The sequence below is a fragment of the Ideonella alba genome, from assembly GCF_018069875.1.
Taxonomy (GTDB): domain Bacteria; phylum Pseudomonadota; class Gammaproteobacteria; order Burkholderiales; family Burkholderiaceae_C; genus Ideonella; species Ideonella alba.
This window is the reverse complement of sequence record NZ_JAGQDF010000011.1, coordinates 135,354-154,753: the sequence shown is the minus strand read 5'-3', so window position 1 is coordinate 154,753 and position 19,400 is coordinate 135,354. Positions and strand designations below refer to the sequence as shown.

At 68.3% G+C, this 19,400-nt stretch carries 12 protein-coding genes; 3 read left to right on the top strand and 9 right to left on the bottom strand.

Features of this window, described 5'->3' with window-relative positions:
- Positions 1-5: 5 nt before the first annotated feature.
- A complete protein-coding gene (malF, locus tag KAK07_RS18230) occupies positions 6-1,379 on the bottom strand; it encodes a maltose ABC transporter permease MalF (protein WP_210853234.1) in 1,374 nt (457 codons plus the stop codon).
- Positions 1,376-2,575: a maltose/maltodextrin ABC transporter substrate-binding protein MalE gene (gene malE / locus KAK07_RS18225; protein WP_247661017.1), complete on the bottom strand. Its 1,200-nt coding sequence runs from the start codon at positions 2,573-2,575 to the stop codon at positions 1,376-1,378. Before malE ends, malF begins: the two co-directional genes overlap by 4 nt.
- Before the next feature lie 305 nt (positions 2,576-2,880).
- On the opposite strand from malE, the gene KAK07_RS18220 reads away from it, so the two are divergent.
- A complete protein-coding gene (locus KAK07_RS18220; RefSeq protein WP_210853236.1) occupies positions 2,881-4,122 on the top strand; it encodes a hypothetical protein in 1,242 nt (413 codons plus the stop codon).
- Between the two features lie 31 nt (positions 4,123-4,153).
- Here KAK07_RS18220 and KAK07_RS18215 read toward each other — a convergent pair whose 3' ends face one another.
- Both KAK07_RS18215 and KAK07_RS18210 read right to left on the bottom strand, forming a co-directional pair.
- Positions 4,154-5,659 (bottom strand): tryptophan halogenase family protein, encoded by a 1,506-nt coding sequence (locus KAK07_RS18215; protein ID WP_210853238.1) that lies wholly within the window; start codon positions 5,657-5,659, stop codon positions 4,154-4,156.
- 116 nt (positions 5,660-5,775) lie between these two features.
- Complete coding sequence (locus KAK07_RS18210) at positions 5,776-8,559, bottom strand: TonB-dependent receptor (RefSeq protein ID WP_210853240.1); 2,784 nt, start codon at positions 8,557-8,559, stop codon at positions 5,776-5,778.
- Between the two features lie 286 nt (positions 8,560-8,845).
- Here KAK07_RS18210 and KAK07_RS18205 point away from each other — a divergent pair, with 286 nt between their 5' ends.
- Entirely contained in the window at positions 8,846-11,407 is a 2,562-nt protein-coding gene (locus KAK07_RS18205; RefSeq protein ID WP_210862337.1) for an alpha-amylase family glycosyl hydrolase, read from the top strand.
- A 12-nt stretch (positions 11,408-11,419) separates the two neighbouring features.
- Here the strand turns inward: KAK07_RS18205 and KAK07_RS18200 are convergent, their stop codons facing one another.
- Positions 11,420-12,787, bottom strand: coding sequence for an MATE family efflux transporter (locus KAK07_RS18200; RefSeq protein ID WP_247664435.1), 1,368 nt, complete (start codon positions 12,785-12,787; stop codon positions 11,420-11,422).
- The gene (gene glk / locus KAK07_RS18195) at positions 12,784-13,767 is read right to left on the bottom strand and encodes a glucokinase (protein WP_247664433.1); all 984 of its coding nucleotides are present in this window, start codon (positions 13,765-13,767) and stop codon (positions 12,784-12,786) included. The genes KAK07_RS18200 and glk overlap by 4 nt, the downstream gene beginning before the upstream one ends.
- Positions 13,768-13,985: 218 nt before the next feature.
- On the opposite strand from glk, the gene KAK07_RS18190 reads away from it, so the two are divergent.
- The gene (locus tag KAK07_RS18190; RefSeq protein ID WP_210862333.1) at positions 13,986-15,860 is read left to right on the top strand and encodes a glucokinase; all 1,875 of its coding nucleotides are present in this window, start codon (positions 13,986-13,988) and stop codon (positions 15,858-15,860) included.
- A gap of 531 nt (positions 15,861-16,391) precedes the next feature.
- Here the strand turns inward: KAK07_RS18190 and KAK07_RS18185 are convergent.
- From KAK07_RS18185 to KAK07_RS18175, 3 genes are read right to left on the bottom strand one after another with little or no spacing between them, the layout of a single operon-like run.
- Positions 16,392-17,135 carry a lysophospholipid acyltransferase family protein gene (locus KAK07_RS18185; protein ID WP_210862331.1) on the bottom strand — a complete coding sequence of 248 codons (744 nt, stop codon included), beginning with the start codon at positions 17,133-17,135 and terminating at the stop codon, positions 16,392-16,394.
- Positions 17,135-18,439 (bottom strand): dihydroorotase, encoded by a 1,305-nt coding sequence (locus tag KAK07_RS18180; protein WP_210862329.1) that lies wholly within the window; start codon positions 18,437-18,439, stop codon positions 17,135-17,137. Before KAK07_RS18180 ends, KAK07_RS18185 begins: the two co-directional genes overlap by 1 nt.
- The gene (locus KAK07_RS18175; RefSeq protein WP_210853250.1) at positions 18,436-19,398 is read right to left on the bottom strand and encodes an aspartate carbamoyltransferase catalytic subunit; all 963 of its coding nucleotides are present in this window, start codon (positions 19,396-19,398) and stop codon (positions 18,436-18,438) included. Before KAK07_RS18175 ends, KAK07_RS18180 begins: the two co-directional genes overlap by 4 nt.
- Between the last annotated feature and the right edge of the window lie 2 nt (positions 19,399-19,400).

Here is a 19,400-nt window from a genome sequence, read left to right as displayed (position 1 = left end):
GTCGGTCAGCGCGCGGGTTCGTCGTTGATCCTGGTGAAGCGCATCTGCACCAGCGTGATGGCCGCCACGATCAGGAAGATCACGGTGGAGATGGCCGCCGCCAGGCCGAACTGCTGGCCCGAGTCCTGGAAGGCGATGCGCCAGGTGTAGCTGACCAGGATGTCGGTGCCACCCACCGGCAGCGCGGTGTCCACCCGGTCGGGGCCGCCGGCGGTGAGCAGGCTGACCAGCACGAAGTTGTTGAAGTTGAAGGCGAAGGCGCTGATGAGCAGCGGCGTCAGCGGCTTCAGGATCAAGGGCAGCGTGACGCGGCGGAAGTGCGTCAGCGGCCCGGCGCCCAGCACCGCCGAGGCCTCGACCAGATCACCCGGGATCGCCTTGATCAGACCCGAGCACAGCACCATCATGTAGGGGAAGCCCAGCCAGATGTTGACGATCAGCAGCATCGTGCGGGCCAGCGCCGGATCGGTGAACCAGGCCGGCTTGATGCCGAACAGCCCGTTCAGGATCAGGTTGATCTCGCCCAGGTTCTGGTTGAACAGGCCCTTGAACACCAGGATCGAGATGAAGCCTGGCACCGCATAGGGCAGGAACAGCACCAGGCGGTAGGCAGCGCGGCCCTCCAGCGCCTCCCAGTTCAGCAGCACGGCCAGCAGCAGGCCCAGCGCGGTGACGCCCAGCACCGTCAGCGCCGAGAAGGCCACGGTCCACAGGAAGACGCTGGCGAAGGGCTCCTGGAAGCGGCCGTCGCTGAAGATGCGCTGGTAGTGGCGCCAGCCCACGGCCACGCGAAAGCCCGGCTGCAGCTGGTCGCCGGCCTCGCTGGTGAAGAAGCCCTCGGCCATGTCGGGCCGGTAGGCGGTGGCGGTCAGGGTGTCGACCAGCGCGCCATCGTCGCGCAGGGTGTAGAGCGGCCGCGAAGGCGCCACATGGCGCAGCGACTGCAGGCTCAGTGTCTGGCCGTCGGGCGTGGTCAGCTGCAGCGCACGCAGCGCCGGCACGCGCTCGACCACCTGGGCCGGCGGGGCGGCCGGGGTCAGCGCGGTGTCGGCCAGCGGCTGCAGCGGCACGGCGCGGGTCTCGGGGCTGTCCAGCGTCAGCGGCGCCGTGACCAGCGCCGCCTGGCCGTCCTCGGCCGGCAAGGCCACGCGCCAGCGCGCGCCGTCAGCATGCAGCGTGAAGGCGCGCTCGCTGCCGGGCTGCACCAGGCGCTCCTCCAGCAACTGGGCGCGCGCACGCTCGAATGACAGCAGGTTGCGGGCGCTGTAGTTGGTGAAACCCAGGCTCAGCGTGTAGAGCATCGGGAAGACGACGAACACCGCCGCCGCGGCCAATGCCGGCAGCAGGTAGCGCCAGGCGGGGGAGGATCGGCCACTCATGCGCTGTCCCGGATGCGGCGCTCGGCCGCCTGAAGCGCTTCGCGCGGGGTCTGGCGACCCTCGGTGAGGTTGGTCAGCGCGGCCTTCATCGCACTCCAGAAACGGCCCATCTCGGGCAAGGGCGGGATCGGCAGGCCGTCGCGCGCCGAGTCCATGATGCCGGCCACCTTGTCGCCCAGACCGGGCCGCGCGCGCAGCTCGGCGAACAGGGCCCGGCTGGCCGGTGCGCCCAGCGGCTCGGCGCTGTCCAGCAGGCGCAGGCCCTCAGGGCGCAGCAGCCAGTGCTCGATGAACTCGGCCGCCACCTCGCGCTGCGCACTGGCGCGGTTGATCAGGAAGCCGCGCACGCCGATGAACGGTGCGGCGCGGTGACCGGCCACCGCCGGGATGCGGCTGACGCCGAAATCGATGCCGGCGCGCTGCAGGTTCACCCAGGACCAGGCGCCGTTGATCATCATCGCCGCGCGGCCCTGGGCCATCGCGGCCTCCATCTCGGCGTAGCCCGAGCCGGGCGGCATCACGCCCTCGGCCACCAGGCGCGCCAGCAGCTCGGCGCCGCGCAGCGCGCCGGGGTTGGCCACGCCCACGTCGTTCGGGTCGTAGCTGCCGTCCTCGCGCTGCCGGAAGGCATAGCCGCCGCCGGCTGCCAGCAGCGGCCAGGTGAAGTAGTTGTTGGTGTAGTCCCAGACGATGGCGTGCCGACCCTGGCGCGACAGCCGCGCCTCGATCTCGAACACCTCGTCGAAGCTGACCGGCGGCCGCGGCACCAGCGCCTTGTTGTAGATCAGCGTGACCGCGTCGATCGCGTACGGGTAGCCCCAGTCCCGGCCGCGCCAGCGCATCGCGCGCCAGGCCAGCGGGTCAATGTCGGCCAGCAGCGCGCGCGACGGGCTCACCGCATGCACCAGGCCGCCGGCCACGTACTCGCCAATGCGGTCGTGCGGGAAGGTGCAGATGTCCGGCCCCTTGCCGCCCGAGGCCGCCTGCTGGAAGCGCGCCGGAATGCCGTCGGGGGTCTCCACCACCACCGGCACACCGGTGGCGGCGGTGAAGGCCTCGCCGATGCGGCGCACGGCCTTGGCGCCTTCGACGCTGTACCAGATCACCAGCGGGCGGCGGTCGGCGGCGCGGACAGGCGCGACCACCCCCGCGGCCAACAAGAGGCTGGACCAAGCCACATGGCGACGTCGAATCATCAGATGTGGAGTGTAGTTTTGCTACATTTTACTCAGATAGGCCCAGCAATCGAGATCGCACTTCATAGGTAGAAACCCGCCGATCGCGACGCGTTTCAGCCAGCCATTCGCAAGTATCTTTACTACATTCGAAGGCAACAAGTGCCGTCAGTCACAGCTTGCGTAGCAGGCAGGAGACAAGATGCCAAACCAACCGCAGCAACTATCGCTTACGGGTACCAGTACCCAACCCGAAAGCAATTGGTTTCAGTTAAATTCGCGTTCGCCAATCAAAACATGCTTGGCGCAAATCAACTAGGGAAAAAATGAGATTTTTAAAAGTTATAGCGATTCTGGGGTCTGTATTTTTTCTTGGCAACACGGCAGTTGCCCAAAACTATACGTTCACAGAAAAATGGCCAGCCAACATCAAGATTGTACCGACCAATGCTGTCTCAGAGTATCTAAAGGCAAATTTTGGACGCATCGGCGAAGTCGCCGCAGGATCGCTTGACAACTGCCTTGCCGACCCAAAATGCAGAGCAAAGATGTCGCGATTCGGGGCAGATCAGATGTACAGGATTTTCACCAGTACAAATAAATCCAATGATCAAAAGGCGAGTGAACTCTTGTCGCTGATTGAGAATGACCTTGGGGGATACTCCAGCACGAAGACTGCCACTCTCGGCTTGGTGGCCAGCTATGCCCCGAGTTACTCGGTCGCTCGCCTCACCTGGGAACGGCGGACTCAACGGCTAGCCTGCCAGAAAACCACCTGCACCTGTCCGCCGTACGGAACCAAGGTTCTTCCAGGGACTATGTGTTCGTGGACCGAGATCATCGGAGGAGTTCGATATGATCGGAACGCACCAGCATCGTGCACCATCAGCACCGATACGGTTGATAACGAAGCCGGCTACCGGATTTACCGAGGCGACAAGCTTCTAAAGGTTTTCGAGTCCACCAGTCAAGTGGTCTCAGGAACCGGAGGAATTCCGTTCAGCTTTGACTTCCTGAAACTGCAACTGAAGTTGGGGATTCCCGCTTTGTCGGACCTTCCGACGGGTGTTGGCGGCCCATTTTACGACTATGATCCGCAGTTCGTTCCCCTTGGGAAACCGCTGACCTACCGCGTCGAAGCTTTCAGCGATGGATGCGGAATGGCGTATAATAATTCATGGACTGGATTGCTTGCTGCCACCGACACAATCACAGTCGACGGTGATGGCGACGGGCGAGCTGATTTCTTTCCTAAGACGGCCTGGGACAAGAAGCTTTCAACCCTTCCGGGAGGTTTCGTCCCCGGAGAGGGAATGCTCAGCGTGTCAGGTTATGGCGGACCAGGCTATATCAATTTCCAAGTAAAGAATACCGGATCTGGAACAATCAGCGGCCTTGCGGTGGCCTGCACGGCAGGCCCAGCAAACATAGTGGCTTTCCCCGCGAGTACGCTTGCTCCAGGCGCAACTACCTCCGTAGGCGTTTGGCGTTCTGATGGCGCCTTCTGCAAGCCTAGGTTTTCTGGCACCAACATGACCAACTCGCCACTCCTAATCACCGCAGACTAAAGAGCTACCGAGGGTCAGGAAAGCGCGGCGCTCATCGCGCCGCGCAGTTCTCTGCGATGTAACGGTTGTGGCTCGGCATCACTTCCACACAGGCCGCGATGACACCTGACACCTCATCCAGATAGTCCGCGATCTCCTTTTCATCCAGCAGGTCCGTAAGCGGGTGGTAGGCCTGAGGCCGGATGCGCTGGCCGTGCATCACCTGCAGCCAGCTGACCTTGGTGAACAGCTCGTTGCCCTCGCGGAAGACGCGGCCGTGGGTGCGGAACAGGTCGATCCGGTGCTGCAACGAGGCCGGAATGTCCATCGTGCGGCAGTAGTCCCAGAACGGCGTGTCGTTGCGCTCGGTGGCCTTGTAGTGGAGGATGATGAAGTCGCGCACCCACTCGTACTCCAGTTGCATCGTCCGGTTGTACTCGTCGATGTCGGGCTGCGAGAAACCCGTTGCGGGAAAGTAGGTGAGCAGGTGGGCGATGCCCATCTGTACCAGGTGGATGCTGGTGGACTCGAGGGGCTCGATGAAGCCGCTGGCCAGACCGATCGACACCACGTTGCGATCCCAGGTCTTGCGCCGCCGCCCTGGCACGAAGCGGATGGCCCGGGGCTCGGCCAGGGGCGCGCCGTCCAGGTTGCCCAGCAGCACGCCACGCGCCTCGTCGTCGCTCATGAAGCGACTGGCATAGACCAGGCCGTTGCCCGTGCGATGCTGCAGGGGGATGCGCCATTGCCAGCCGGCATCGCGCGCGGTCGATCGGGTGTAAGGCGTGATCTCGGGCACCGAGGCGCAGGGCACCGCCAGCGCGCGGTCGCAGGGCAACCAATGCGACCAGTCCTCATAGCCGGCCTGCAGCGTCTGCTCGATCAGCAGGGCGCGCATGCCTGAGCAGTCGATGAACAGATCGCCCTCGATGCGTTGCCCATTCTTCAAGGTGACGGCCTCGATGTGCCCGTCGGCGGGGCGCACGGAGACATCAGTGATGATCCCCTCCACGCGGCGCACACCGCGCTGCTCGCTGTATTGCCTCAAGAAGCGCGCATACAGGGAAGCGTCAAAGTGGAAGGCGTAGGCAATCTGGGACAGCGGTGAATTGGGCATGTCCGCCCGCGCCCGCATGAACTTGTTGTGCCGACAGGCCAGCGTGTTGATCGAGTAATGCTCGAGTTCCTTGGCCTTGCCGGCCAGGTATTGCTTGAGCCAGTACTGATGGAAGTCGACCGTCCAGTTGTCCTGCCCGATGACACCGAACCCGTGGATGTAGCGGTCTCCCAGGCGGCCCCAGTTGACGAACTCGATGCCGAGCTTGAACGAGGCCTGGGTCTGCCGCACAAACTCGTTCTCATCAATCTCGAGCATCCGGTTGAACACCGAGATCATCGGGATCGTGGCCTCGCCGACCCCGATGGTGCTGATCTCCTCGGACTCGATCAGGGTGATCTCGTAGCGGCCCTTGAGGACCTTGGACAGCGCCGCGGCGGTCATCCAGCCGGATGTGCCACCGCCAACGATGACGATGTTGCGCAGGGGGGTATGGTCCATGATGTCAGCAGGAGTGATGCAAGCCGTCAGAGCCGATTGTCAACCAGCGCCGCCATGAAGAAGCCCCTTGCCGGGCAAGCCGGACAAGGGGCTGGTTCAAGACGCCCGGTCGGGGATCAGAACTTGTAGTTGACCTTCAACGAGAGCGAAGCACCGGTCTTGGTCTCGGTGTCGACGGTCTTGCCATCAGCCTTGAGCTGACGGTAGACCGGCTTGTTCAGGTTGTTGCCCTCCAGGCGCAGACCCAGACCCTTCAGCGGCCCCTCCTGCATCTCGTAGCCCACCTGCGCAGACACCCAGGACGAGCCCTCGATGTAGCGCAGCGTCGGGTAGCCGCCCACGGCGTCGTTGGCCACGCTGCCGATGTAGGTCGAGCGGTAGTTCTGCGCGACAAAGGCACTGAAGCCGGCCTTCTCATAGTAGAGCATCAGCTTGGCGTTCTTGCGAGACAGACCCGGCAGCGGAATCTCGCCATCGGCCTTCGACACCTGCTGGTTCGGGTTCTTGCCGAGCACGTTGGGCAGCTTCACCGAGCTCTGGGTGTCGGCGTAGCTGATGCTGCCACCGAAGCCATCCAGGAAGGCCGCCGCCAGGTTGAACGGCACCGAGGCCGTCAGCTCGACGCCATACAGGTTGCCGCCGTTGCCGTTGACCGAAGTGGTCAGCGTTCCGATCGGGCCGGCAGGCGGGATCGTCAGACCCAGGGCTTGTGCGTACTTCGTGAAGTCGTAATTGACCAGCGTCTGCGGCGTGATGTAGGTGTCCAGCTTCTTGTAGAAGGCCGCGGCACTCAGGTAGCCCTTCTTGCCGAAGTACTTCTCGTAGGACAGGTCCAGCGCCTTGGCCTTGAACGGCTTGAGTTCCGGGTTGCCCGCGGAGCCCACAAACTTGCCGAACGTCGAGTTGGCCGCGTTGGTGTCCACCGACGCCGCGAACGAATTGCGCATGTCGGTCATGGTCGGCCGCGCAATCTGCTGCGACACCGACAGACGCACCTGGTTGCCATCGCCCAGATCGCCGGTCAAGTTCAAGGAGGGCAGCACATCCAGGTAGGTGGTACCGGCCGTGCTCAAGCCCTTGGCGGGGTTGTTCAGCACCACGCCAGAGCCGACCTCGGCGCGGTAGCCCTTGGAGCTTTGATCCGTGTTGACCAGCTGCAGGCCCACATTGCCGCGCACCGGGATGCCCGACAGCTCGGTGTCAACGTTGAGCTTGGCGTAGGCCGTGGTGACCTTCTCCTCGACGCCCCAGGTCTTGGACAGGATGTCGTCGTTGTACTTGCGCAGCAGCTTCGCACCGGCCCACAGACCCGCTTGCGGATCAAAGGTCAGCATGTCGAGACCGGTGCCGCCAACGTTCTTCTCGATGTAGGAGCCCGCGGGGAAGGGAATGCGGTCACGACCCACACCGCTGGCGGAGACGATCAGGCCTTCATCGCTGGTGCGGTCCTTCGTGCGGACCGTGTAGTTGGCACCAAACTGCACGTCGGTGAACATGCCGCCAGACAGATCCTTGGTGAAGTCCACGCGGATGGCGTTGACCTTGTCCTCGATCGTCGGGCCCTTGGTGTAGCCCGCCTGCGGCACCGGCGTGCCGTCCGGGTAGTTCACACCGCTCCAGCCGGTCTGATCACGCACGGCGATCGTGTTGGCATTGGTGTAGTTCAGCGGGCTGCCCAGCGTCAGGCGAGGCGTGCCGCCGCCGGTGTGGTCAAAGGTCAGGGTATCGGTGGTCAGCGTGCCGGCGTAGGCTTCGACATCGCGCTCGATGCGCTTGGCGGAGTTGTGGCTCAGGTCCACCGACGCCTTCCAGCCGTTCTGCAGCTTGAGCGTGTTCCGCCAGCCTGCCGACATCACCTCGTCGTTGTCGCTGATGCCCTCGATGTAGTCGACCAGCGACACATTGCTGTAGGTGCCCTTGGTGGCCACACCGTTGACCACCGTGGCGTTGGTGATCGGACCTCCGAGGCCGCCCTTGACGAACTGCTTCTTGGTGTAGGTCTTGATCTTCGAGTAGAACAAGTCCAGCTGGCTGTTGAAATCCTTGTTCGGACGGTAGGCCAGGATGGCGGCCACACCGTCACGGTCGTCCTTGACGCGCTGGCTGCTGAAGTCCAGACCCGCACCCCAGGGGGCCGGGATCTTGACGCCATTGACCACCTGGCCATTGGTCAGCGTGGCATCGACCGTGGCCTCACCCCAGCCGCCGGTGCCCAGCTGGTTGGTCGTGCCATCGGAATGGACGAAGCCCAGAGCCAGACCGATGGTGCGATCGGCGAACTGGTCGATGTAGGACAGGCTGTAGCGCTTGCCACTGCCTTCGTTGGGCAGGCCCCGGCCGGTGCTGTCTTTCTGCACACTGCCGTAGATCACCCTGTTGGGGAAGTCCAGCGGATTGATCAGGCGCGTGTCGATCGTGCCAGCCAGGCCGGCGGTCATCAAGGACGCGTCACTGGTCTTGTAGACGGTGGCGCCGCTGATGAGTTCGGCAGGGTAGACGCTGAGGTCAACACCGCGGCTGTCGCCGATGCTGGTCTGCTCGCGCCCGTTCAACAGGTAGCCATTGAAGTCGGGACCCAGGCCACGGATGCTGATGCTGGAAGCGCGGCCGTCCTTGGTGCGTTGGGTGGTCAGACCCGGCAGCCGGGACAGGGACTCGGCGATCGTGGTGTCGGGCAGCTTGCCGATGTCCTCGGCACTGATGGCTTCGACGACACCATCGGCATTGCGCTTCACCGAGATCGCGTCTTCGATGCCCTTGCGGATGCCGGTGACGGTGATGGTCTGGGTGTCCTGGGCCTGGGCGGCGAAAGCCGAGACCAGCAGGGCGGCGCCCACCGCGGTGGCGGTCAGCGGGGTGGGACAGTGGCGGCGCGAGCGCGGGTGGGACTGGGGCTTCACCGGGGTACTCCTTCTCTGGACGAAAGGTCTCTTGGCGGGGGCGGGCGCCGACTGTGGTGGCGCCCGGACAGGGCACGACACAGATCGCGCCAACGATTGGAACGACGCATTTGTACCAAAACTAGCTGAGCGTCAAACTTTGTGAAAACCCTAAGAGTGGCCGTCCAGCGACACGGAAAAGCCCCATCTTCCTCGGTAGAACAGGTAGGATTCCACACAGACGGTGGTTCTCCAGCAGAGAAAGCACCGTCGATATGTAGCCCAACTACATCTACACGTGCGTCCCATGAAACTCCTTGTCTGGACCCTGCTGGCCACCCTGGGCGCGGCCACGCCGGTCACTGCGGCCCCCGTCGACTGGCGCGACCAGGTGCTGTACTTCGTGCTGACCGACCGCTTTGACGACGGCAACCCGCGCAACAACGACCAAGGCCGTGGAGAGTTCCGCCCGGGCAGCCTGGAGCATTACCAGGGCGGCGATTTCGCCGGCCTGCAGCGCCGGCTGGACTACGTGCGGGGGTTGGGCGCCACCGGGGTGTGGATCACGCCGCCGGTGGCCAACCAGTGGCTGGACCCGTCGGGCCACAGCGCGGGCTACCACGGCTACTGGGCCGAGCACTTCATGAAGGTGGACCCCCACCTGGGCACGCTGGCCGACTACCGCGCACTGGCGCGTGCGCTGCACGGCCGCGGCATGACGCTGGTGCAGGACATCGTGGTCAACCACACCGGCAACTACTTCGGCTACCGGCCCAGCGAGTGGCGCGCCGACGACCCCACGGCCGGCTACTGGCCCCACCCGGACAGCCCGCCGGTGGCCCGGCCGAGCCAGTGGCCGTTCTCGCTGAACGACCCGCGACGTGCGGCCGATCGCCGCGCCGGGGTCTACCACTGGACACCGGACGTCAGCGACTACGCCGACCGCCAGCAGGTGCTGAACCGGCAGATGTCCTCGCTCGATGACCTGAACACCGAGAACCCGCTGGTGCGGCAGGCGCTGCGCCGCTCCTACGGCTACTGGGTGCGCGAGGTGGGTGTCGACGCCTTCCGGGTGGACACCGCCTTCTACGTGCCCCCCGAGTACTTCACCGATTTCATGCACGCCCGCGACCCGCAGGCGCCCGGCATCGCCCGGGTGGCCCGCGCCGCTGGCAAGCCCAGCTTCTTCACCTTCGGCGAAGGCTTCGGCATCGACGGCCCGGGCCAGGACGCGCAGACCCGGCTGATCGAGTCCTACGCCGGCCCCGACAAGCTGGGCGGCATGCTGAACTTTCCGCTCTACGGCGCGCTGGGCGCGGTGTTCGCCAGCGGCCGCCCGCCGGCCGAGCTGGGCGAGCGCATCCAGACGATGATGCGCCTGCACCGCGACCCCTGGCGCCTGCCCAGCTTCGTCGACAACCACGATGTCGACCGCTTCCTGGCCGGTGGCAGCGAAGCCGGCCTGAAGCAGGCCCTGCTGGCGATCTACACGCTGCCCGGCATCCCGGTCATCTACTACGGCACCGAGCAGGGCTTCACCGTGCCGCGCGCCAGCATGTTCGCCGCCGGCGCCGGCTCCGGCGGGCGCGACCGTTTCGACACCCACACCCCGGTGTACCGGCTGCTGGGCGAGCTGGCCGCGCTGCGCGCCGGTGATGGCCGCGTGTTCTCGCGCGGCACACCCACGGTGCTGCTGGCCCAGGCCGAAGGCGCCGGCGCCGTGGCCTGGCGCACCGACCACGGCGGCCAGCGCGCGCTGGTGGTGATGAACACCGCCGAGCACGAGCTGCTGCTGGATGCGCTGGACACCGGCCTGCCCCCCGGCACCCGGCTCCAGGGCCGCTTCGGCCTGCACGGCCAGCCCGGTGACCTGCAGGTGGACGCCCAGGGTCGGCTGAGCCTGCGGCTGCCGCCGCGCGCCGGCATGGTCTGGCGGGTGGCGGGCCCGGCCGCGTCGGTGGCGGCGCGCAGCGCCGCGCTGAGCATTGACGCCCTGCCGGACAGCATCCAGCAGGACAGCGTGCTGCTGAGCGGCCGCGCCGACAGCGCGGCACCCTTCCAGCTGGTGGCCGACGGCCGCCTGGACCGCGCCGTGACGGTGCAGCCCGGCCCGGATGGCCGCTGGCAGCAGCGCTGGGACGCCGGCGACTGGACCGACCCCGACGCCCGCCACCGCCTGGTGGCCTGGCGCGCCAGCGATGGCGCGCTGTCCGCCCCGGTGACACTTCGCCTGTGGCAGCCCTGGCTGCCCGCGGCCGAGCACGCCGACCCCGCCGAGGACGACCGCGGCCCCAGCGGCCACTACCGCTATCCGCTGGATGCCAGCTTCGGCACGACCCGCCCCGGCGATGTGCGCGCCCTGCGCGCCTGGCGCGCCGGTGGCGCCTTGCAGGTCGAGGTGGAAATGGCCTCGATCAGCCGCGCCTGGAACCCATCGCAGGGATTCGACCACGTGGCCTTCACGCTGTTCGTCGAGTTGCCCGGTCAAGCTGGCGGCGCCCGCGTGATGCCAGGCCAGGATGCCACGCTGCCCGAGGGCATGGTCTGGCACCGCCGGCTGCGTGTGCACGGCTGGTCCAACGCGCTGTTCAGCCCGGCGGGCGCCGACGCACGGCAGGAAGGCACGCCGGTGGCGCCCTCAGCGCGGGTGCAGGTGGACGCCGCGCGGCGCCTGGTGCGCTTCACGCTGGACGCCGATGCGCTGGGCCGCCCGGCCAGCCTGCAGGGCGCCCGGCTCTACCTCAGCACCTGGGACTACGACGGCGGCTTTCGCGCGCTGGCGCCCGAGCCGCTGGCCTGGTCGTTCGGCGGCGGCGAGCCGGGGGCGCCGAAGGTGATGGACGACACGCCGGTGCTGACGCTGCGCTAGGGGCGTCCCAGTTCAGGCAGCCGGCCGCAGGCGCCGATGCGTGGCCCGCGCATACGGCACCCAGCGCAGCCGCACCCAGCGCCGCCACATCAGCAGGCCGCGCAGCCACTCGTCGGCCGCGTAGGCCACCCACAGGCCGGGCAGGCCCCAACCCAGGCCGATGCCCAGCGCCCAGCTGCCGCCGGCCAGCACCACCAGCATCGACGCGGTGCCGGCCATCACCGGGTAGCGCGCGTCACCGGTGGCACGCAGTGCATTGATCACCACCAGGTTGAAGGTGCGGCCGGATTCGACGGCCACCGTCAGCCACAGCAGGCGCACGCCCATGGCGATGATCGCCTCGTCGCGGGTGAACAGCCGCATCAGCCACGGTCCGGCCAGCGCCACCGCCAAGGCCAGCCCGGTGCTGACCGCCAGGCCCACGCCCATCGCGCGGCGCAGCAGACGGTCGGCCTCGCGCAGCCGGCCGGCCCCCACCAGGTGGCCGACCACGATCTCCACCGCGATGCCGGTGGCCGCGCCGAACAGCAGCACGCCCATCATCACCTGCATCACGTAGGCATGCGTGGCCAGCGCCGCCGCGCCCAGCAGGCCCACCACCGCCAGGCTGGCCATGAAGCACAGCCGCCAGGCGATGTTCTCGGCCGCGCCAGGCAGGCCGATGTGCAGCACCGCGGCCAGCTCGGCGCGCGGCAGGCGCCACCAGTCGGCGGCCCGCGGGCGCAGCTGCAGGCGCCGGCCCCACAGCAGCAGGTGCAGGCCCACGCCCAGCGCCCGCGACACCAGCAAGGCCAGCGCAAAGCCGCTCAGCCCCCAGGCCGGCAGCGGTCCCCAGCCCAGCATCAGCGGCAGACTCAGCGCCAGGTGCGTGGCATGCATCGCCACGATCACCATCAACGTGTCCCGCGCCCGAAGGTGCGAGCGCATCACCGCCGCCATCGACGCGTTCCAGGCGTCCAGCAGCAGTGAGGCGCCCAGCAGGCGAAGGAACGGGGCAGCGAGCGGCAGCACCTCGGGCGGCGTGTTCAGAAGCGTCAGCAAGGGGTGTGCGAAGAGCACACAGGCCAGACCCGTGCCACCCCCCAGCCAGGTGCTGGCGCCCAGCGTGGCCAGCGCCACCGCATCGGCCTGGTCGCGCTGTCCGGCGCCCAGGCGCTGGGTCAGCACCACGCTGGCACCGGCGCCAATGATGCGAAACAGCACGAAGAGCATGGCCGCCAGCTGGTGGGCGATCGCGAAGGCGCCGCCGGCCGCGTCGCCGCCGCGCGCCGCCAGCGCGGTGCCGACGATGCCCACGGCCACGCCCAGCCACAGCTCCAGGTACAGCGGCCAGATCAGCGGCAGCAGCCGCGGCCGCGGCGCTGCGCCCTGGCCGCTCAAACGCCGTCCTGCTCGATCGCGAAGGCGGCGCCGGTGAGCGCGGCCAGCGTGTCGGTGATCAGCGCGGTCGGGATGGCGTGCAGGTAGCCGCGGAAGCGCCCCTTGGCCTCGAAGCGCTCGCGGAAGCGCGACTGGAAGAAGCGCTCGCCCAGGCGCGGCACGATGCCGCCGCCCACATACACGCCGCCGCGCGCGCCCAGCGTGAGCGCCACGCTGCCGGCGAAGCCGCCGAGCATCGCGCAGAAGGTGTCCAGGGTGCGCTCGCACAGCGCATCGGCGCCGGCCACGCCGCGCTCGACGATCTGTTCGGCCGGCAACAGCTCGACCGCCTGCCCCATGGCCTCGGCCACCGAGGCATGCAGCACCGGCAGGCCGATGCCCGAGAGCAGCCGCTCGGCCGAGACATGATCGAAGCGGGTGCGTGCGGCGGCCAGCACCGCGCTCTCGAACTCGTCGGCCGGCGCCAGCGTGGCATGGCCACCTTCGCCCGGCAACGCCACCCAGCCGTGGCGGGTGCGGGTGACGCCACCCACGCCCAGACCGGCGCCCGGGCCGATGACGGCCAGCGTGCCCTCGGGCCGCGGCAGGCCGGGGCCGATGGCGCGCAGCTGTCCGGCCCCCAGCCGCGGCAGCGACAGGGCCAGCGCCTCGAAGTCATTGAGCACCTGCAGGCGCTCCAGGCCCAGCGTCTGCTGCAGCGCGCGGGCGGAGAAGCGCCAGTGGCTGTTGGTGAAGGCCACCTCGTCGTGTCCCACGGCGGTGGCCACGGCCAGCGCGGCGCGACGCGGCACCGCGGGGCCGTCGACCAGCGGCCCGACCTGGGCCAGGTAGGCCCGCACCGCATCGTGCGGGTGCGCATGGCCCAGCACCGGCAAGGTGCGTACGTGGCGGATATCGCCACCGGGGCCTTCGACCCAGCCCAGGCGTGCGTTGGTGCCGCCGATGTCGGCAACCAGCCAGGGGCCGTGCGGGGCGGCCATGTCAACAGAGGCGAGGTGCGCCGGACTCATGAAGCAACTTTAGCAAAACTACACCCGTTTGAACCCGGTGTGTCGGCAGCACTTTCCGGTAAGCTGGTCGGTAATGTAGTGAAGCTACCAACAAAATCCATCCCCGACAACCCCAGTGCGATGCGCCGGCCGGCCCCTGGCCGGCTGGTGGACAATCGGGCGAACCCAGCCCCCGCGGCCGCCGTCCCATGACGCCCTTCGAGCACCCTCGCCTGATCGCCGACATCGGCGGCACCTACGCCCGCTTCGCGCTGGAAACCGCGCCAGGCCGATTCGACCACGCCGCGTCGCTGCGCTGCGCCGACCACGCCGATTTTCACGCCGCGATCAGCGCCTTCCTGGGCGGGCTGCCCAGCACCACGATCCGCCACGCCGCGGTGGCGATTGCCAACCCGGTGGATGGCGACCTGGTGCGGATGACCAACTACCACTGGCAGTTCTCGATCGAGCAGATGCGCGAACGCCTGGGCTTCGAGACCCTGGTGGTGGTCAACGACTTCACGGCCCTGGCGATGGCCCTGCCGCGCCTGAGCGTGGAGCAGCGCCGGCAGGTGGGCAGCGGTGCGCCGCGCGAGCCCAGCGTGATCGGCCTGCTCGGTTCCGGCTCGGGCCTGGGCGTGTCGGGCCTGATCCCGGCCGCCGACGGCTGGGTGGCACTGGGCACCGAAGGCGGCCACACCAGCTTCGCGCCGCACGACGAGCGCGAGATCGCCATCCTGCGCTTCGCCTGGAAGCAGTTTTCGCATGTGTCCTTCGAGCGCCTGTTGTCGGGGTCGGGCCTGGAGCTGATGTACCGCGCGCTGGCCGAGCACGCCGGCGTGAAGGCCGAAGCACTTTCCGCGCCAGACATCACCCAGCGCGCGCTGGCCGGCGCCGACCGTGTCTGCATGGACACGCTCGAGGTCTTCTGCGGCCTGCTGGGCACCGCGGCCAGCAACCTGGCGGTCACCCTGGGTGCGTTCGGCGGCATCTACATCGGCGGCGGCATCGTGCCACGCCTGGGCGAGTACTTCGACCGCTCGCCCTTCCGCGCCCGCTTCGAGGACAAGGGCCGCTTCACCGACTACGTCAAGGCCATCCCCACCTACGTGATCACCGCGCCCAACGCCACGTTCGTGGGCGCCTCGGCCATCCTCGAGGCACAGCTGCGCTCGCTGGAGACCGGCAGCGGCAGCGCCATCCTCGACCAGATCCGCCGCGCCATTCCGGGGCTGTCGCCGGCCGAGAAGCGCGTGGCCGAGCACGTGCTGGCCCAGCCGCGCACCGTGCTGGGCGACCCGATCGCCGAGATCGCTCGCGCCGCCGAGGTGAGCCAGCCCACCGTCATCCGCTTCTGCCGCTCGCTGGGCTGCGAGGGCCTGTCCGACTTCAAGCTGCGCCTGGCCTCGGGCCTGACCGGCACCATCCCGGTCAGCCACGTGCAGGTGCAGCAGAGCGACTCGATGAACGAGCTGGGCGCCAAGGTGCTGGGCAACACCGCCTCGGCCATCCTGCAGGTGCGTGATCAGCTCAACCGCGAGTCGATCGAGCGGGCCATCGAGCTGCTCAACGGTGCTCAGCGCATCGAGTTCCATGCCAGCGGCCACTACGGCGTGGTGGCCCAGGACGCGCAGTTCAAGTTCCTGCGTTTCGGCATTGGGTGCAATGCCTGCACCGACCCGCGGCTGCAGGTGCTGGCCGCCGGCGTGCTGGGGCCGCGCGACGTGGTGGTGGTGATCAGCAGCTCCGGCAAGGTGCCCGAGCTGCTGGAGGTGGTCGACATCGCCCACGCCCGCGGCGCCGCGGTGGTGGCCATCACCGCCAGCCAGAGCCCGCTGGCCCGCAAGGCCGATGCGGTGCTGATCGTCGACCACGACGAGGACGTGGCCACCCATGTGCCCATGGTCAGCCGCATCCTGCACCTGCTGGTCATCGACATCCTGGCGGTGGGCGTGGCCATGCGCCGCCAGGCCCCCAACGAAGACGGCACGCAACCCGCCGTGCCAGCGCCGGGCCGCCGCCGCGTGGCGCCGGGGGTCAGCGCGTCGACGCCGCTGGCCAGGTTGACATCGCACTCGCGATAGGCTGATCGGCGCGACCCAATCAGATGGCAGCTGGCTGCCCATGGCAGTCATTGCACGCGGAGGTGGTTGAGGCGAGGTGGGAGAAAGGGGTCTCTCTCATGTCCCCCGGCCTGCGGCCTCCTCCTTGACTTCGTTCGACCCCTTTCCCCCACCTCGCTGGCCACCGTTTTGAGACTGCCCACGCGCGCAGTCCCGCAACGGCTGCCCCAGACAAGGACCGAGCGGCCAGGGACTGGCGGCGCTGTCGGGGGCGCCGAGGAGCGCAGGACTGCAGGGCATTCCCTTCTGACTGGCCCACATTGTTTGAGCAGAGCGAGCCGCAGGCGAGCGGAGCGAGTTTGTGGGCCGCCCTGCAGTTCGAGCACCACAGGGGGCGGAGCGGGATCATCAGACAGTCCACTGCGGACTGTCTGCCCCGCGGAGCCGGTCCGGCTTGCAAGCCGGACCGTGGACGTCGGCGCAGCCGACCGCCACCGTCTGCGACGACAGACCCAGGCCGCTCAGGCCTTGGCTGCGCGCGAACCTCTGCAGTCAGACCACTTGCTCATCCAGCCGCTGCTGGATCTGCTGCTGCAACGCCGCCGCCAGTGCACGCCGCTCGGCATGCGCGCTGGCCTGCGGCGGCAGGAAATCGACGTCGACGCTCAGGCCCTGCGCGGCCAGCACGCGCCACAGGCTCTGCAGCAACGTGGTGTCGCCGATGTACTGCGCCGCCACCGAAAAGGGCTGGCCAGGCTCGGCAAAGCGCAGGGCCACCGGCTGGATCGGTGCGGCCACCGCGATCGCGGCCTGCAGCAGGTTGGCGTGGAAGGGCAGCACGGTGGCGCCGGCGCCGGTGGTGCCTTCGGGGAACACTGCCACGGTCTCGCCGCGTTGCAGCGCGGCAGCCATCTCGTGGACCATGCGCATCGCGTCGCGCTTGCGCTCGCGTTCGATGAACAGCGTGCCGGCGCCGGCGATCAGCCAGCCCAGCAGCGGCCAGCGCTTGACGTCGGCCTTGCTGACGAAGCGCGCCTGCGGGCAGGCGGCATGGATGGCGGCAATATCCAGCCAGCTGACGTGGTTGGCCACCAGCAGCGCACCACCGGGGCGTGGGGCGCCGCGCACGGTCAGCGTGAGCCCGGCGCGGCGCAGCAGCTTGGCGCTCCACCACTGGATGCGCTGCTGCCGGCCCGACTCGTCCAGGCGCCGCCACAGCAGCGCCATCAGCAGCATGCCGTGCAGCACGTGAAGCACCAGGCCGACGCTGCGGCCCAGCGCACGCAGCGCCGGCATCAGGCCTGGTAGGCCACGGTACCGGCCACCACGGTGGCGCGCACCCGGCCCGGCAGCGCGGTGCCGCTGGTGGCGAAGTCGAAGGGCGTGTGCTTGCCCTGGCTGCGCAGACCGGCGGGCTCGACCTGCCAGATGGCGGCGGGGTCGAACACGCACAGGTCGGCCACGCCGCCCTCGGCCAGGCGGCCCGCGCTTTCGGCCAGCGAACCCAGCGCCTCGCCCAGCACCGCCACCGGGCGGCTGGTGATGCGCGACAAGGTCTCGCCCAGGCCCAGGCCACTGTCCTGGCCCCATTTCAGCGCCATGCTCAGCAGCAGTTCCAGCCCGGTGGCGCCGGGCTCGGCCTCGCCGAAGGGCAGGTTCTTCGCGTCGGCCTCCACCGGCGTGTGGTCGGAAACCAGCGCGTCGATCGTGCCGTCGGCCAGCGCGGCGCGCAGTGCGGCGCGGTCGGCCTGCTGGCGCAGCGGGGGGTTCAGGCGCATCGCCGGGTTGAAGTAGCCGATGTCGACGTCGGTCAGGTGCAGCGAGTTGATGCTGACGTCGGCCGTGACCTTCAGGCCCTCGGCCTTGGCGCGGCGCAGCAGCTCAACCCCGGCGGCGCTGGACAGGCGGCACAGGTGCACCCGCGCGCCGGTCACCCGCATCAGCTCGAAGATGGTGTGCAGCGCGATGGTCTCGGCCGCCACCGGCACGCCCGACAGGCCCATGCGGGTGGCCACGGCGCCGCTGGCGGCCACGCCCTTGCCCAGCCAGCTGTCCTGGGGACGCAGCCACACGGTGTAGCCGTAGGTGGCGGCGTACTGCAGCGCGCGCTGCAGCACCAGGGTGTCACGGATCGGCACCTCGGCCTGCGAGAAGCCGACGCAGCCGCTCTCGGTGAGCTCGGCCATCTCGGTGATCGCCTCGCCCTTCAGGCCACGCGTCAGCGCACCCAGCGGGAACAAGCGGCACAGGCTGAGCTTGCGGGCGCGGAACTTCAGCATGTCGACCAGGCCGGGCTCGTCCAGTGCGGGGTCGGTGTCGGGCGGGCAGACCAGGCTGGTCACGCCGCCGGCGGCGGCCGCGTTGAGCTCACTCTCGAGCATGCCCTCGTGTTCATGGCCCGGCTCGCGCAGGCGCGCCGCCAGGTCGACCAGACCGGGCGCGACGATGCAGCCGCTGGCGTCGATCACACGAGCGGCGTCGAAGCCGGTAGGGGTCTGGCCGATCGCCACGATGCGGCCGGCCGCCACCGCCACGTCGGCGGGCTCGTCGCGGCCGGTGGCCGGGTCGATCACCCGGCCGCCTTTGATCAGGATCTTCATGCTTCGTTACCTGCAATGATCGACATGACCGCCATGCGCACCGCGATGCCGAAGGTCACCTGCGGCAGGATCACGCTGTGGGTGCCGTCGGCCACGGCCGAGTCGATCTCGACGCCGCGGTTGATCGGGCCCGGGTGCATCACGATGCAGTCGGGCTTGGCCAGCGCCAGCTTGTCGGGCGTCAGGCCGTAGTGCTTGAAGTACTCGCCGGCACTGGGCAACATCGCGCCGCTCATGCGCTCGTTCTGCAGGCGCAGCATGATGATCACGTCGGCGCCGCGGATGCCCTCGGCCATGTCGTGGCACACGCGCACGCCCATCTCGCGCAGGTCGCCCGGCACCAGGGTCTTGGGACCCACCGCGCGGATGTCGGGCACGCCCAGCGTGGTCAGCGCGTGGATGTCCGAGCGGGCCACGCGCGAGTGCACGATGTCGCCGACGATGGCCACGCTGAGCTGGGTGAAGTCCTTCTTGAAATGCCGGATGGTGTACATGTCCAGCAGGCCCTGCGTGGGGTGCGCATGACGGCCGTCACCGGCATTGACCACGTGCACATGCGGCGCGCAGTGCTGGGCGATCAGGTAGGGCGCGCCGCTCTCGGAGTGGCGCACCACGAACATGTCGGCATGCATCGCGCTGAGGTTGGCGATGGTGTCGAGCAGGCTCTCGCCCTTGGACGCGCTGGACTTGGCGATGTCCAGGTTGATGACGTCGGCCGACAGGCGCTTGGCGGCGATCTCGAAGGTGGTGCGGGTGCGCGTGCTGTTCTCGAAGAACAGGTTGAACACGCTCTTGCCGCGCAGCAGCGGCACTTTCTTGACCTCGCGGTCGTTGACCGACAGGAAGGTGCCGGCGGTGTCGAGGATGTGGGTCAGCACCGCGCGCGGCAGGCCCTCGATCGACAACAGGTGGATCAGCTCGCCGTGGCTGTTGAGCTGCGGATTGCGTTTGGAGAGCATCA

Bases quoted from the DNA above. Each gene is read 5' to 3' on its own strand.
- malF (WP_210853234.1), bottom strand. From the start codon at position 1,379: ATGAGTGGCCGATCCTCCCCCGCCTGGCGCTACCTGCTGCCGGCATTG.
- malE (WP_247661017.1), bottom strand. From the start codon at position 2,575: ATGATTCGACGTCGCCATGTGGCTTGGTCCAGCCTCTTGTTGGCCGCG.
- KAK07_RS18220 (WP_210853236.1), top strand. From the start codon at position 2,881: ATGAGATTTTTAAAAGTTATAGCGATTCTGGGGTCTGTATTTTTTCTT.
- KAK07_RS18215 (WP_210853238.1), bottom strand. From the start codon at position 5,659: ATGGACCATACCCCCCTGCGCAACATCGTCATCGTTGGCGGTGGCACA.
- KAK07_RS18205 (WP_210862337.1), top strand. From the start codon at position 8,846: ATGAAACTCCTTGTCTGGACCCTGCTGGCCACCCTGGGCGCGGCCACG.
- glk (WP_247664433.1), bottom strand. From the start codon at position 13,767: ATGGCCGCCCCGCACGGCCCCTGGCTGGTTGCCGACATCGGCGGCACC.
- KAK07_RS18190 (WP_210862333.1), top strand. From the start codon at position 13,986: ATGACGCCCTTCGAGCACCCTCGCCTGATCGCCGACATCGGCGGCACC.
- KAK07_RS18185 (WP_210862331.1), bottom strand. From the start codon at position 17,135: ATGCCGGCGCTGCGTGCGCTGGGCCGCAGCGTCGGCCTGGTGCTTCAC.
- KAK07_RS18180 (WP_210862329.1), bottom strand. From the start codon at position 18,439: ATGAAGATCCTGATCAAAGGCGGCCGGGTGATCGACCCGGCCACCGGC.
- KAK07_RS18175 (WP_210853250.1), bottom strand. From the start codon at position 19,398: ATGCTCTCCAAACGCAATCCGCAGCTCAACAGCCACGGCGAGCTGATC.